This is a genomic window from Flavobacterium sp., from assembly GCF_046296355.1.
In the GTDB taxonomy this organism is placed as follows: Bacteria; Bacteroidota; Bacteroidia; order Flavobacteriales; family Flavobacteriaceae; genus Flavobacterium.
Map to the genome: position 1 here is coordinate 413,763 of NZ_JBKBLM010000001.1, position 14,997 is coordinate 428,759.

Consider the following 14,997-nt stretch of genomic DNA (forward strand, 5'->3'; position numbering starts at 1 on the left):
TTCTGTTTAGCCCTGATTGCCGAGGAAATCAACTTTGCAAAAGTTGATTGTAACAGAAAGCAGGAATACGGATGCCAAGAATGCCCAAACCATTCGCTCCTGAAATCAATTAAAATTGTATTTTTGGGAAAAAGAAAAAATATGCTCAGTTTTGAACCTCATACGCTTTCACCGGCGCAATTGCAAGGTTATTTGCAAAGTGCGGTAGCGCCACGCCCGATTGCTTTTGCCAGCACAATTGATAAAAACGGCAAGCCTAATTTGTCTCCTTTTAGTTTTTTTAACGTGTTTAGTTCGAATCCGCCGATACTGGTTTTTTCGCCTGCGCGTCGTGTTAGAAATAATACTACCAAACACACTTTGGAAAACTGTGAAGCCACTAAAGAAGTTGTGATTAATGTAGTGAATTATGATATCGTGCAACAAGCTTCATTGTCGAGTACAGAATATGCCGATGGTGTAAATGAATTTATCAAATCCGGGTTGACAATGTTGCCTTCGGATATGGTGAAGCCGTTTCGTGTGGCTGAAAGTCCGGTGCAAATGGAATGCAAAGTCAACGAAATTATCGCTTTAGGAAATCAAGGCGGCGCAGGGAATTTAATCATTTGTGAAGTGGTTAAAATTCACATCAACGAAAACGTGTTGGATGATAAAGGTGTGATTGACCAAAGCAAAATTGATTTGGTTTCGCGTTTGGGAGGCAATTGGTATTCGCGTTCGAATCAAGGCTTGTTTGAAGTGGAGAAGCCCTTGGTGACACTGGGAATAGGCGTGGATTCTATTCCGGATTTTATCAAGAAAAGTCCAATTTTTGATGGGAATGATTTGGGTAAATTAGGAAATGTAGAAGCCTTGCCAACGGAAGAAGAAATTACTATATTTGTAAAACAGAATTTTGCCGTAAAGGGCGTTTTGAGTTCGGATGACGAGCAAAAAATACACCAAAAAGCAAAAGAATATTTGAATAATAATGAAGTGCTTTCGGCTTGGAAAGTACTTTTAGCAAAACAATAATTATGGAAGTTACCGGAAAAATTAAAGTGATTAATCCTGAGCAACAAGTGAGTGCCAGTTTTAGAAAAAGAGAATTAGTTGTGGCTACAGAAGAGCAATATCCGCAGTTTATCAGCATCAATTTTGTGCAGGATAAATGTGATTTATTGAACAACTATAATGTAGGGGAAGCGGTAAAAGTTTCAATCAACTTAAGAGGAAGAGAATGGATAAATCCGCAAGGAGAAACCAAATATTTCAACGACATACAAGGTTGGAGAGTGGAAAGAATACAAGCTGAAGCTCCGGCTGCACCGGGAATGGCGCCAATGCCACCGGCAGAAGCTTTTGCACCGGCTACGAACTTCAACGAAGAAGAGCACGACGATTTACCTTTTTAATAAATTCGTCTTAAAGCCAAAAGTCTTAAAGTCAAACGTCATTTTTATTACAATTTTGACATTCGACTTTAAGACTTTTTACATTTGACACTTTCTTATGCATTTTTTAACTAAAGACCTATACTTTCCACCAGTCGACGAAGCTTCGTATGAAGGCATTTTGGCGGTTGGTGGCGATTTGTCTACTGACCGATTGTTGTTGGCGTACCGGAATGGGATATTTCCATGGTTTAATCCGGATGAGCCTATTCTTTGGTGGTCACCGCCGGAGCGAATGGTAGTTGCGCCGCAATTGTATAAGGTTTCGAAGAGCACACGTAATTTATTAAACCAGAAGAAGTTCGACATTACTTTCAACCAAAACTTTGAAGAAGTGATTCGGAATTGCCAACAAATAGACCGCAAAGACCAAGACGGCACTTGGATTAGTGATGATATTGTCGAATCGTATACTAAATTGCACGAAATGGGTTTCGCTCAATCGGTAGAAGTTTGGCAAAATGGCAAATTGGTTGGCGGTTTGTATGGCGTCGATTTAGGGCACGTTTTCTGTGGCGAAAGTATGTTTTCTAAAGTGCCAAATGCGAGTAAAATTGCGTTTGTGACTTTGGTACAATACTTAAAAGATAAGAATTACAAACTCTTAGATTGTCAAATACACAATGACCATTTGGAGAAATTGGGTGCGTTTGAGATTTCGAGAGAGACTTTTATTAAGGTTTTGAAGTCTGTCGACTGAACAATGAACACTGACCACTATTTTCTCTTCCAACAATCTTCCACATGATCATTCACCATTCCGGTGGCTTGCATGTGTGCGTAGACTACTGTTGAGCCGACAAACTTAAATCCGCGTTTTTTTAAATCTTTACTGATTTCGTCTGAAAGTGGTGTAGTGGATTTGATATCGCTCATTTTCTTGATGTTGTTTTCAATCGGTTTTCCTCCGGTAAATTTCCAGATGTATTTAGAAAAGCTTCCGAATTCTTCCTGAATTTCCATAAACGCAATGGCATTGGCAATTGTTCCTTTTATTTTTAAGCCGTTGCGAATGATGCCTGCGTCTTGCATCAATTCTGATACTTTGTCTTCGTTGTATAGCGCTACTTTTTTGTAATCAAATTGGTCGAAAGCATTTCTGAAATTATCTCTTTTTTTCAAAATCGTGTACCAACTCAATCCGGCTTGGAAAGTTTCTAATACTAAAAACTCGAATAATTTATCGTCGTCATATACGGGATTTCCCCATTCGTTGTCGTGGTAATCGCGGTATAAATCATCTTTTTCACACCAAGCGCAGCGGGTTTTACTTTCCATCTTTGGCAATGTATTTTTCAATTAATGAATGTCCTAAATAAATAAACGGCGTCATCCCAACCGCAATAATTAATTTAACGGTATAACCCGTCAATCCGGAGATGATATAAGTTTTGGTGTCCATAATTCCCGGTAACCAAAAGGCAATTCCCAAGACGATAAAACTGTCAAAGAATTGTGAGATAACCGTTGAACCCGTACTTCTGAGCCAAATCATTTTGTTGCCGGTTCGTCTTTTGACATAATGAAATATGGTCACATCAATCAACTGAGAAGCCAAAAAGGCGATGATACTGCCGACAATAATCAATTGGCTTTGTCCAAAAACCGCGTCAAATTGGTCACTAGAAACCGAACTAATTCCGGTAGCCGGGATTTTCATGGCAAAATATAAAATGAAAAAAGTATAAGCAATGAGTCCGGCGGTGATGAAAGAAAGTCTTCTTACTCCTTTTTCGCCAAAGTATTCATTGATTAAATCGGTGGTGACAAATACGATAGGCCACGGTAAAATACCGATGCTCATGACCGCTGTGCCCACATCAATCAGTTTTCCGCCTATGAGTTCGGCGACTATGGCATTGGTTATGAAGATGCCTGCAAGGACTACATAAACGGTGTCTTTTTTGGATTGGAACATGAGTTTTGATTTACATACCTAATATTTCAAATGTACAGTTTTTTGAGAAAAGAAAAAACCTCGATTCAATGAAGAACCGAGGTTTTTAGTGTGTTGAATTAATAATTTTTAATTCATGAGATTATCCCAAAGTAACTCTTTTGAAACCTGTGATTTCAACGTTGAATCCTTTAACATAATCGCCTACTTTTTTACTATCATCTTTGATGAAGTTTTGATCTAATAAGGCTTTTTCTTGGTCTAAAGTAGTGTTGTCAGAGATGAAACGTTGTACTTTTCCGGGAATAATTTTATCCCAAATTTGTTCTGGTTTACCTTCCGCTTTTAATTCCGCTTTAGCATCTTCTTCCGCTTGTTTTAAAACTTCTGGAGTTAATTGAGAGAAAGAAATATATTTAGGAACATTTTTCAAAGTTTTTCCTAAACGTTTTGCTTCTTCATTTTCTTTTTCGATTACCGCAATACGAGCAGCCAATTCAGAAGCTACGAAGGCAGGATCAAAATCTTTATAAGATAATGTATCAGCTCCCATTGAAGCCACTTGCATAGAGATGTCTTTGGTTAAAACGTCAGCGTTGGCAATTGGTGCAGAAATAGCAGTTAAGGCAGCAATTTTGTTAACGTGAACATAAGATCCAACGAAAGCGCCTTCTAAGATTTCAAAACCACCGATTTCGATTTTTTCACCGATAACACCAGTTTGCTCGATTAATTTTTCAGCTACAGTAATTCCGTTGAAATCTGAAGCTAAGAATGCTTCTTTAGAAGAGAAGTTGATTGCTTTTTCAACCAATTCTTTAGCTAAAGTTACGAAAGCTTCATTTTTACCTACGAAATCTGTTTCGCAGTTTAAAGTGATGATCGCTCCTTTAGTATTGTCAGCATTGATAAAAGAAACTGCAGCTCCTTCAGAAGACTCACGGTCAGAACGGTTAGCAGCTACTTTTTGTCCTTTTTCTCTAAGGTTTTGTATAGCTTTATCGAAATCTCCTTCAGCTTCAACTAAAGCTTTTTTACAGTCCATCATTCCGGCACCTGTAGTTTGTCTTAATTTATTTACGTCTGCAGCAGTAATTGTGATTGTTGACATAATATTTTTTTAATTTAAATTAATTTTTTTGTAAAAAAAGAAATTCCAATTGTAAAATCCCAAATTCCAACTTTATTAAATTATCAAGATTGATAATTCTTTGGAACTTGGAATTTTATTCTTGGAATTTAAATTTGTTTTATTCTTCAGTTTTAGTTTCTGTAGCTTCTACTTCAGGAGCAACTTCAGCTTCAACAGCCGGAGCTTCTGCTACCGGAGCAGCTACTACTTCTACAGTTTCTTCAGCTTCTACTTCAGGAGCAGCGTCAGAACCTTCAGCAGTTCTATTAGCTAAACCGTCTTTAACAGCGTCAGTAACTAAAGTTAAAATTTTATCAATTGATTTTGAAGCATCATCATTGGCTGGGATAACGTAATCTACTTCACGTGGATCAGAGTTAGTATCAACCATTGCAAAAACTGGAATGTTTAATTTTTGTGCTTCTTTGATTGCGATGTGTTCCGCTTTGATATCTACTACGAATAAAGCAGCAGGTAATCTTGACATATCAGCGATAGAACCTAAGTTCTTCTCTAATTTGGCACGAAGACGATCAACTTGTAGTCTTTCTTTTTTAGACAAAGTCATGAAAGTACCATCTTTCTTCATTTTATCAATAGAAGCCATTTTTTTAACGGCTTTACGAATAGTAACGAAGTTAGTTAACATACCACCAGGCCATCTTTCAGTGATGTACGGCATGTTACAAGCCAATGCTTTTTCAGATACGATATCTTTTGCTTGTTTTTTGGTAGCTACGAAAAGTATTTTTCTACCAGATGCTGCGATTTTTTTCATGGCTTCATTAGCCTCTTCAATTTTGGCAGCGGTTTTGTATAGGTTAATAATGTGAATTCCATTACGCTCCATATAGATGTAAGGGGCCATGTTTGGATCCCACTTACGAGTCATGTGTCCGAAGTGAACACCTGCTTCTAATAATTCTTTAACGTCAATTTTGTTTGCCATTGTGTAATAGTTTACGTTCCGTTTGATTAGCAATGCGTCACCTTTTTTCGCTTAATGATTAAGACTTTGGACTGCATTTCGATGCTAAACTAATTCCCTTTTTACAAGGAATATCGACAACTTTGTTTTAAATTCTAATTTAATTGTAAAAAATAATCTGAAAATATATTGCGGTAAATACCGAATATTAACGTTTCGAGAATTGGAATCTCTTTCTCGCTTTTTTCTGACCGAATTTTTTACGTTCTACCATTCTTGGATCTCTTGTTAGTAATCCTTCTGGTTTTAGGATAGCTCTGTTTTCAGCTTCCACTTCACACATTGCTCTTGCAATAGCCATTCTCACAGCTTCTGCCTGACCTGTTGAACCACCACCGTATACATTTACTTTTACGTCAAAATTGTCAGCGTTGTTTGTCATAGACATTGGCTGTAATACTTTGTACTGTAAAGTAGCAGTTGGGAAGTAGTTGTTGAATTCTCTTTTGTTAACGGTGATTTTTCCTGTTCCTTCTGAAACATAAACACGTGCTACTGCACATTTTCTTCTACCGATTTTGTGAATAACTCCCATTATTTAAGATCGTTTAGGTTAACTGTTTTAGGTTTTTGTGCACCTTGTTTGTGCTCAGTTCCTACAACAACATTTAAATTTCTGAAAAGTTCTGCTCCTAATTTGTTTTTAGGTAACATTCCTTTCACTGCTTTCTCCACTAGCAAAGCAGGGTTTTTTGATTGCAAAACTTTTGCAGTCAAAGTTCTTTGTCCACCTGGGTAACCTGTGTGACGAATGTAAGTCTTGTCGTCAAGTTTGTTACCTGTTAGGTTGATTTTCTCTGCGTTGATAACAATTACGTTATCTCCACAGTCGACGTGAGGTGTATAACTCGGCTTGTATTTACCTCTTAAAAGCATCGCAACTTTTGAAGCAAAACGACCTAAGTTATGACCTTCAGCATCTACGATGATCCACTCTTTTCCAGAAGTGGCCTTGGTTGTAGATTGTGTCTTGTAGCTTAATGCGTCCATAATATTTTTTTAATTAAACATTCCATTCCCAATAAAGGGAGTGCAAAAGTACAATTATTTATTATAAAAGCAAATACCATTTTTCAAATTTTTTTATAAACTGCCCGATTTTGCTTAAAATCCTTTAAATGAATAGACTTAGCATGGCAAAACAGCCTAATTTTTAATGCAAATTGAGATGAAAATTTTGATGTTTTTCGGCTAACTTTCATTCTTGTATTAGAGTTGGCAGAATAAATTTTACTATTTTTACACTTTAACCAAGATAAAAATGAAATCGAAAGCCACCTTAAAACAAATTGCGAAGGAATTAGGAGTTTCAGTTTCCACCGTTTCAAAAGCCTTGAACGGAAGTCCGGAAATCAGCGAACCAACCAAACAACGTGTGCAGGAATATGCTAAATTGAAAAATTATAAGCCTAATGTAATTGGTCTCAACCTTAAAAACAGAAGAACCAAAACCATTGGTGTCATTATTCCGAACATTTTGAACTCGTTCTTTGCCAAAGTATTTAGCGGCATCGAAAAAGTGGCTGATGAAAAAGGGTATAAAGTAATTACGTGTATTTCGAATGAATCCTTGGAAAAAGAAATCAATGCACTTGAAATGTTGAGTAATGGAACCATCGACGGATTTATCCTTTCCATCTCGGAAGAATCACAAAAACTACAAAAGTTTGGTCATTTTACGTCTATTATAAATGAAGGAACACCAATCGTAATGTTCGACCGAATTGCCGATGAGGTAAATTGCGACAAAGTAATTGTAGACGATTTTGAGTCGGCCGTCTATGCGATGGAACATTTAATCAAAACCGGTTGTAAAAAGATTGCCTTGCTTTCAGCCATTGATAATTTGAGTGTTGGAAAATTAAGAGCCAAAGGATTCTACAAAGCCTTGGAAAACCACGGATTAAAAGTAGATGAGAATTTAGTGATTCTGACCAATAACAACGAAGAGTTCAATTCTAAAATTGGAGGCTTTTTTATCAAAAACAAACCCGATGGCGTTTTCGCGGTCGACGAACATGCTTCGGTTACGGCCATGAAACTCGGCATCCAAAACGGTTATAAAATCCCGCAAGACTTATCGATTATAGGTTTTGCCGATGGCGTTTGGTCCAGAAGAATGACGCCAAGTTTATCCACGGTAAGCCAACACGGTCCGGAAATCGGAGAAGTAGCGGCCCAATTGTTAATCGATAAACTGGAAAGCGAAGAAGAAACATTCACTTTTACGACCACAACTATTAAAACAGAGTTGCGACAAAGAGACTCTACCAAACGACTATCTTAAAAATATAATTGGTTTCAACCAACTTCTTTTCCTCTAAAACAAGCTCAAAAGCCATGGCATTTTTTATCGCTATGGCTTTTATTTTTTCACTCTCGCAGTCTTGGGAAAGAATCATGAAGCAATTGGTTTCTGAAGATAAATAGCTCGGCAACTGATGGAATAACTTTTCAAAATACTCGAAATTTTCTCCGCAAAACCAAGCTTGTTCTTTAATGCTTTTTGCCGCTTTAGGATAATACGGCGGATTGATAATGATGTAATCGAAAGAATGATTTTCTATATTTTGGAACAAATCAGAATAAACGGCTTCTACTTTTAAATGATTTTTTTCAGCATTGGTAACCAAATAATCTAAAGCTGTTTGATTGATATCGGAAGCGGTGGCTTTTGCTCCCTTTTTTGTGGCTAAAAGCGAAATAATTCCGCTACCGCAACCCAATTCCAAAAACGTTTTGTTTTCTAATTCTAATTCTTGGATAAAATCCAACAGTATTTTGGTGCTAAAAGTCAATTTTGGCGGAAAAACATCAGAATGGACTTTGATTTTGATGTTATTGTAAGTGAAATTTCTTGGTTTAGAATAGTAAAAATTCAAACCAAACTTCAAAAAAGGATGCGATATTTTTTTGAGAAACTTCCTCATCTATTCCGAATAAAACCCTTCAATCTCAGGTTGACGATATTTCCAAAGCTTGTGTAAAGCCTTGATTTCATAAGGATAATGGTAAATTCCGGTTTTGTAACGCCAACTCGAAACAGATTGTAAAATTGTTTTCTTAAACCCGTGAATTCTAAAATCGGAAACCGTCGGATAATAACCGTTCAGAACCGTTTCAAAGTTTTTAATCGTATCAATCATATAAGGTTTTAACCAAGGCGTTAACGGATTTTTTCTCAAGTCAAAATTCTCCCAACTTGGCGATATCCAGTCTTCCAACTGTTTCGGAAACGAAAATCCGGCATCCAGAATTTGTTGGTACAAATCAGAACCTTCTGTTGGCACAGGACTGAATAAATAAATGATAATCTCCGCATTCGGATTAATGACTTTGATTTCTTTGATGAAATTAATGTCCCAAAGAATTTGGTCATAAACTTCTTTCTCGGTTTTGGCAGGCATCCCCAATACAAAAGACAATTCCGGAATTATATCGGCATTTTTCATGCGCAATACAAAATCTTTGATCATTTGTCCGGTTTGCGTTCCGCCTTTATTCATTTGCTTTAACACGGCATCGTTTCCGGTTTCTGCACCGAGGAAAATCATTTTGCAGCCGGCTTTTCGCATTAATTTCAACTCGTCATCACTATACATATTAATCGTATCGATTCGGCCTTCGCCCCAAAAACTGATATTATCATGCATGATGAGTTCCGAAAATTCGAGCACTCGTTTTTTCGACGTAAAAAAATTATTGTCGTGAAATTCTACCGCGTCAATATTGTATTTGTCTTTGAAATATTTGACATCTTCGTAAATTCTGTTAGCCGACATGCCTTTCCATTTGGCATTATAAATGGGAACCACGGCGCAAAACGAACACGAAAAAGGACAACCCATACTGGAGTGATAGGACAAGGTTTTGTTGCCCATAAAGGTTTTGGCCAAATAACTCTGCACCGGATAAAACGAATTCAAATAGTCATAAGGAAACTTCGGCAACGTATCTTGGTCAAGTAAAGCCTCGACAGCGGTTTTGATAATTTCGCCTTTGGCATCTTTATAAATTAAGTTTTTGATAAGGAAAATATCTGCTGCTTTGTTTTGTTCCAAAGCCGTAATCAATGCAGGAAAAGCCACATCGCCCGGGCCATTAATGATATAATCAACCACACCAGATTCTAAAGAAACTTTGTACTGATTCGCCGCAAAATAACCACCCCAAATCGTCGTCGTTTCCGGGAATAATTCTTTTATTTTTTTGGTAAACGGAATCGCCTGACGCAATTGCGGACCGGGCATTACTGTTGAGCCAAAGTATTTGAATTCGCCTGTTTTTAAATAGTTTTCAATGGTTTCCCAAGGGTTTTGCTCCAAATTGCCATCTACAAAAACATAGTCATATCGACCATGAATGGAAGCACCAATTTGCAATATCGAATTCGGAATTCGGTGTTTGCCGTTGGCGCTTTTTGGGTTGAAAAGGATAATTTTATTTGTTTTCATAATTAAAAGGCGCTGCAACATCTGCTACATGCTGGCAACAAACCTCCGTTAGTCACCAAGTCGGAGCGAAATTTTTTTAATACTTGACTGTTCCAAATTTCCTGTAGTGAGTTTTCATTAAGATTACCGATACATAAATTATAACATCTGCCATGGGATGGTATAACACTTCCGTCCGATTTAATCATAATGTTAGAAAAAACATCATTGCATATTTTCCCGATTATTTTCTCGGGATTAAGGTAAAATTCAAAAAGCTTTTCTTTGGTTCTCATCTCCGGAGAAAATGAAATAGTGAAAGGATTGTCATCATTTTTAATCTCCTGAATTTCGTCCCAAAGTAATTCTAAATTATAATTTTTAATATTAATTTCATCTACATTAGAGGCAGTTGCGGTATAGGAATGTCCCCAAATTAAATTGTGATTATCTGCAACGGATTGCGGCGTAAAATTAGTATGCATAAAACCGATACTTTTTAGCGGATAGTTTTTAAAAAAATTTGCAAATTCTTTTAAATGTCCGATATTCCATTCGGTGATGACACAAAATATGGAAATTTCTTGCTTCGGATTTAATTCCAAAATAGCTTCAATGCCTTCAATGGCTTTTTGAAAAGATTTTTGATGTCCACGGATGTGGTTATGTATTTCTTGTGGTCCATCCAAAGAGATGAATAATTGACCTAATTTGCCATCGATCAGTTTTTTGGCATTTTGTTTTAAAGTTAAAGCGTTGGTTGTAATCGCCGTTTTTATGTTTTTATTTTTTGCATAAAGCAAAGAAGCTTCTAAATGTGGATAAACTAACGGCTCAGTAAAAGCATAGCCCAATTTCGCAGTCGGATAATATATTGCTGTTTGATTAATAATTTTTTGAAACAATTCCATAGGCATATTCAGCGGATGCGTGCCCACAAGATTTTGCGCAAAATTAGTTTCCAAGGAATTGGTGCCAACATCGCACATTTTGCAATGCAAATTGCAGACATTGTTTACGCCAAGAACAATCCATTTGGGTGGAAAAAAATAGTTTTTGGGAAAAACATTTTGATTAGTATGTTTTAAGATTTTTAAAATCATCAGAGGTTAATTTGATATTTTAGGCTAGATACGAATATGTAAAACAACCCAATTTATTAAACTTATATCTAAAAGAATGCTTCATTGGCGCTAATCTGTTAGGGACGATTTACAGGCGTGGGCGTAGCATCCTTCAAAATCAAATTTGGCAAGTAGGATTTGCTGAATTTTTGACACACCATTACCAAAGAAAAGTAAATTTTCATTTTTAAAAATAGTTGTCTGATACGAATGAGAAATGATTTCATTAAAAGCACATAAATTGATACAATCCTAGTTTTATGGTTAAGACATTTATAATTTATTTGACAGAATACAGTCATTAGATTTTTTTTATTTCGCGATTAATTAGAAACAAATATAACCATTGTGCAATTAAGATGGAAAGTAAAACTCCCAAAACATTTAGTAATTGAATTAAAATTAATGTAACTAAACTTTGTATTCCAATTGTTAAAAAACCGATTAAAACCATTTTTTTCTCTTTGTTGGTTCGATACAATTGAAGTGCGGTAACGGAATAATAAAAAGAGGCCAAACTAGCACATGCGGCTAAAATATAATACAATACAGGATATCCAATCGAATAATAATTTTCTAAGGCTAGCCAAATGAGTAAAGATGCAAATCCAACAAGTGGCAAAGCAAGGAATCGGATGTTTTGATTTATTTTTGCTATCACATATTGAGGCAAACGGTATAAGTGTTTGTAAAACGGAATTAAAGCTAATCCAGATAGTGATTGAACCATTAAAAAACAAGTAATGAATAATTGGTATTCGGCAAGTTTAACTTTCGAAAAATAAAAACTTACAATATAAAGATCGATTTTAGATGCCAACCAACCACTAAATCCAATTAAAAAAAACGGAAAAGTTTTATATAAGTTTTGGAAATTTACCTTCAAATTTGGTTTTGTTTTTGGAAGTTGTATGGCAAAAGCAGCCATAATTATTCGGAATAAAAAAGAAACAGCAAATACATAAATTACGCTTTCTAAATCATAAGAGTGAATAGCGAGAAGTCCGACCAAAAGTGACAAAAAGCCTATAATTTCAATGACAATTTGAGTTTTAAATTTTTGAAAGTAAACCAACAAATTCTCCAAACTATTGTAAACATAAATAAGAATTACCAATAAGGTTGAAGCTATGGCCACGTTGTAAGAGGTAAAAAGAAAAAGCAAAAGAGTCAAGGATAAAAAAACGCTTCGTTCTATAAAATTGGAATAAAAAATAGTAAAAATTTGAGAAGGATTTTGACTAAACTCTCTAATAATATGAGTTTGTCCAGACCATTTGGCTAAAAATGAAATCAAAAAAACCCATATACTAACACTAATGTATTCGCCCCAATTTTCTTTTCCAAATAAGTGTATTCCCACTGTCAGAGTCAGTACGTTAAAAGCTGGAATGGAAAACATTCGAGCCAGAAAATATACTATTTGAAAAGCTCTATTCATAGTATATTTTTAAATATTGTTCTAAGGTTTTTTCAATAAGGAATGGATTTCCATCGGATTCAAAAAAAGGCAGTTTTAGAAAATTTAATGCACCATTAATCAATTCAAGGGAGTCAGTTCCAATGAACCAGTTTTCGTTTTCATAGGCCGCGCCTACATTTTTTGAAACAATCTTTGTTTTACATTGTAATGCTTCGGCAAAAATTATCCCAAAACTTTCGTAGTTACTAGTGTGAATTAGAATTTTAGATTGGGAAATGTACGAAAGCGTTTCTTGATACGAACACAATCCTTTTAATTCAATAACGGATTCTAAATTCAATAATTGAATTTTCTGTTGAAGATGTTTTCTCTCCTTACCTTCGCCAATAATCAATGCTTTAACCGGTTGCTTTTGATTAATTTCAAAAACAATTTTGATGAATTCTTCTTGGTTTTTAATTTTATTTAGTGAGCCAACGTTAATAAAATCAATAATCTTCGGTCGTGGTTCACTAAAATCGGTTGGATTAATTCCCCATGGAATAACTATAGATTCTATGGCATAGTTTTCTTTAAAAAGTTTTTGTTGTAGGTCGGATAGACTGATAAATATCATTTTTTGTAACGGCAGCATTTTTCCAAAAATGTTTCCTTTCAAAACATCTTGACCCATTAAAGTGGTCAAGTGTTTAATGTGGTTTCTTTTTGAAAACCACTGTCCAATGAACGCGCATTCTCCAAGCCAAAAACTATGAATTAAATGAATGGGGGAATTTTTGTGAACTCGAGAAAGCAACTGCCAGGAATTGCGATACAGCCAAGGTTTTTTAACTCGTTTATTTTTACCGTTCAATGAAATCACATCACAACCAAACCATGTATAAGGCTTAGAATCAAATGGATAATGAAAACTAATTATGGTAATTTTTAATTCAGGATTATTGATCTTTAGGGCTTTGATGTAAATTGAAATCGCCGGAATAGTGGTAGTGTCAGTTTCTCTTTGCGCGAAACCCGGCGTTAAGAATACGATATGTCGTTGCCAATTTTTCATTTCGCAGTGATTTTATACAACTTCCATCCGTCAGGAAAATGACTGATTATTTTGAGATTGTAATTTCTTTTCAAAAATTCCCAATTTAGCATCAAGTTTTGACCTTTCCATTTGCTTTCAAATTTGTTAGGATGGAATAGGACCAATGCGTTTTCTTCAAATTTATTGTATTTTTTAGTCCATAAATTTTGATAGTTAAATTTCAAATCTCTTCCTTGCAATGCAATGTCAATGTCAAAACTGTAAAGCGTGTTGTTTTGATACGGACGGATTTGGGTAGCTACTTTTCTTTCAAAGGAATTTCTTTCCAACATTGGTTTGAGTGCCAAAAAACACAGGATCATTTGAAGTATAACCACCAATGAAATCATACTGTTTTTCAGTTTTTTATTTCTGATAAGTTCCAGAATCCAATTGAAATAAGGGAAAAGGACAACCAACAGTATCGGAAACGATAAAAACAAATACCGGTTATTTTGATAGGGAATTCCGGCTAGAAAGAATCCGTAAAGCATAAAAGCCGAAACAAACAGCCAAAGGAATTTAGCGCGGTTTTTTACTTTAAAAAACGGGATGATTAAAAACACACCGGCAAAAAAATAGCGCGGGTCGAATGCGGCCGAAAAGGCGTAGAGAATATTTGGTAAAAAGTAGTGGCTCAAGCCATCATCCGCGTTAAAAGCACTTTGAAAAAAATTAAAAACCGACCATTCTTTCAGCCAATTATGACCCAAAAAAGCGATTGAGTTTTGATTTCTGACTATTAAATGCGGAAGAATTAATAAAAGTGCAATTAGCAATAACAATGGTAAATGTTTCAGTCTTTCTTTTGCTTTCATAATGAAAAACAAAACACTAATTCCCAAAGGGAACAATACAACAAAGGCAACGTATCGTGTCATTACAGCGCTAACGCCAAAGAGTAAAGCAAGCACCAAGTTTAGAACGGTTTCCTTCTTTAAATACAGTAGCGAGTTGTAGTAACACAAAACGATAAAAGCAACCGTTAACATATCAGACATGACCACTAAGCTCAGCCTGAAAGCTATTGGCGACAAGAAAAAGAAGAGCAAAATGTAAAGCGAAGCCGTTTTGCTTTTTGGGTAAAGTAAACCGATGATTTTGATTAAGTATTTTACGGTAATTAGGAAAGAAAAAATACTGATTGCTTGTAGTGAAATAGCGGGTTTCAATACAAAACCTAATATTGCCCCAAAAACCGGATAATACAAAGGCCAGAAGTAATCTCCCGGATTTGTACCGTTGCTCAGAAACGCATGCAAAGCATTGGTGTATCGCAAATATTCATAGGCATCCTGACCATACAATCCGTCGAAATCAAGGACAAAATTGGATAAACTCCAAATCACGAAGGCGATGATAATCAGGAATAAAGGAGCGCTTAGTATGTTGGTACCTATTCTCATTTGGTGATTTTCATTAATCCACTTGCCAAAATCGATTTGGTTTTCAATTTCAAAGCTTTCAAACTGGTTTTCGAAATTGCTCT

General features: G+C 35.7%; 16 protein-coding genes. 4 read left to right on the forward strand and 12 right to left on the reverse strand.

Going from position 1 to position 14,997, the window contains the following annotated elements; all coding sequences use genetic code 11:
• The first annotated feature begins 141 nt into the window (after nucleotides 1–141).
• From ACK4HO_RS01935 to aat, 3 genes are all read left to right on the forward strand, one after another.
• The gene (locus tag ACK4HO_RS01935) at nucleotides 142–1,017 is read left to right on the forward strand and encodes a flavin reductase family protein (RefSeq protein WP_409661845.1); all 876 of its coding nucleotides are present in this window, start codon (nucleotides 142–144) and stop codon (nucleotides 1,015–1,017) included.
• Nucleotides 1,018–1,019: 2 nt separating this feature from the next.
• Complete coding sequence (locus ACK4HO_RS01940; protein WP_409661784.1) at nucleotides 1,020–1,397, forward strand: DUF3127 domain-containing protein; 378 nt, start codon at nucleotides 1,020–1,022, stop codon at nucleotides 1,395–1,397.
• A gap of 97 nt (nucleotides 1,398–1,494) precedes the next feature.
• Entirely contained in the window at nucleotides 1,495–2,136 is a 642-nt protein-coding gene (aat, locus tag ACK4HO_RS01945) for a leucyl/phenylalanyl-tRNA--protein transferase (RefSeq protein ID WP_409661787.1), read from the forward strand.
• Nucleotides 2,137–2,153: 17 nt separating this feature from the next.
• On the opposite strand, the gene ACK4HO_RS01950 is transcribed toward aat, so the two are convergent.
• From ACK4HO_RS01950 to rplM, 6 genes are all read right to left on the reverse strand, one after another.
• Nucleotides 2,154–2,714, reverse strand: coding sequence for a DNA-3-methyladenine glycosylase I (locus ACK4HO_RS01950; protein ID WP_409661790.1), 561 nt, complete (start codon nucleotides 2,712–2,714; stop codon nucleotides 2,154–2,156).
• On the reverse strand, nucleotides 2,704–3,354 hold the full coding sequence (locus ACK4HO_RS01955) for a queuosine precursor transporter (RefSeq protein WP_409661793.1): 651 nt from the start codon (nucleotides 3,352–3,354) through the stop codon (nucleotides 2,704–2,706). The genes ACK4HO_RS01950 and ACK4HO_RS01955 overlap by 11 nt, the downstream gene beginning before the upstream one ends.
• 121 nt (nucleotides 3,355–3,475) lie before the next feature.
• Complete coding sequence (gene tsf / locus ACK4HO_RS01960) at nucleotides 3,476–4,444, reverse strand: translation elongation factor Ts (protein ID WP_409661796.1); 969 nt, start codon at nucleotides 4,442–4,444, stop codon at nucleotides 3,476–3,478.
• 139 nt (nucleotides 4,445–4,583) lie between these two features.
• Complete coding sequence (gene rpsB / locus ACK4HO_RS01965) at nucleotides 4,584–5,414, reverse strand: 30S ribosomal protein S2 (protein WP_409661848.1); 831 nt, start codon at nucleotides 5,412–5,414, stop codon at nucleotides 4,584–4,586.
• 187 nt (nucleotides 5,415–5,601) lie between these two features.
• Nucleotides 5,602–5,988 carry a 30S ribosomal protein S9 gene (gene rpsI, locus ACK4HO_RS01970; protein WP_176306470.1) on the reverse strand — a complete coding sequence of 129 codons (387 nt, stop codon included), beginning with the start codon at nucleotides 5,986–5,988 and terminating at the stop codon, nucleotides 5,602–5,604.
• Complete coding sequence (rplM, locus tag ACK4HO_RS01975; protein ID WP_121311953.1) at nucleotides 5,988–6,443, reverse strand: 50S ribosomal protein L13; 456 nt, start codon at nucleotides 6,441–6,443, stop codon at nucleotides 5,988–5,990. The genes rpsI and rplM overlap by 1 nt, the downstream gene beginning before the upstream one ends.
• 271 nt (nucleotides 6,444–6,714) lie before the next feature.
• On the opposite strand from rplM, the gene ACK4HO_RS01980 reads away from it, so the two are divergent.
• Entirely contained in the window at nucleotides 6,715–7,740 is a 1,026-nt protein-coding gene (locus tag ACK4HO_RS01980) for a LacI family DNA-binding transcriptional regulator (RefSeq protein WP_409661800.1), read from the forward strand.
• On the opposite strand, the gene ACK4HO_RS01985 is transcribed toward ACK4HO_RS01980, so the two are convergent.
• The 6 genes from ACK4HO_RS01985 to ACK4HO_RS02010 all read right to left on the reverse strand — a co-directional run.
• Nucleotides 7,721–8,383, reverse strand: a complete 663-nt coding sequence (locus ACK4HO_RS01985) for a methyltransferase (protein WP_409661803.1) — start codon at nucleotides 8,381–8,383, stop codon at nucleotides 7,721–7,723. The genes ACK4HO_RS01980 and ACK4HO_RS01985 overlap by 20 nt on opposite strands.
• Nucleotides 8,384–9,907 (reverse strand): B12-binding domain-containing radical SAM protein, encoded by a 1,524-nt coding sequence (locus ACK4HO_RS01990; protein ID WP_409661806.1) that lies wholly within the window; start codon nucleotides 9,905–9,907, stop codon nucleotides 8,384–8,386. It abuts the gene before it with no gap.
• 2 nt (nucleotides 9,908–9,909) lie between these two features.
• A complete protein-coding gene (locus ACK4HO_RS01995) occupies nucleotides 9,910–10,989 on the reverse strand; it encodes a radical SAM protein (RefSeq protein ID WP_409661808.1) in 1,080 nt (359 codons plus the stop codon).
• Nucleotides 10,990–11,311: 322 nt separating this feature from the next.
• Nucleotides 11,312–12,451, reverse strand: a complete 1,140-nt coding sequence (locus ACK4HO_RS02000; protein ID WP_409661811.1) for a hypothetical protein — start codon at nucleotides 12,449–12,451, stop codon at nucleotides 11,312–11,314.
• Nucleotides 12,444–13,487 carry a glycosyltransferase gene (locus ACK4HO_RS02005; protein WP_409661814.1) on the reverse strand — a complete coding sequence of 348 codons (1,044 nt, stop codon included), beginning with the start codon at nucleotides 13,485–13,487 and terminating at the stop codon, nucleotides 12,444–12,446. Before ACK4HO_RS02005 ends, ACK4HO_RS02000 begins: the two co-directional genes overlap by 8 nt.
• A partial coding sequence (locus ACK4HO_RS02010; protein ID WP_409661817.1) for a hypothetical protein occupies nucleotides 13,484–14,997 on the reverse strand: 1,514 nt, incomplete at its 5' end. The genes ACK4HO_RS02010 and ACK4HO_RS02005, both read right to left, overlap by 4 nt.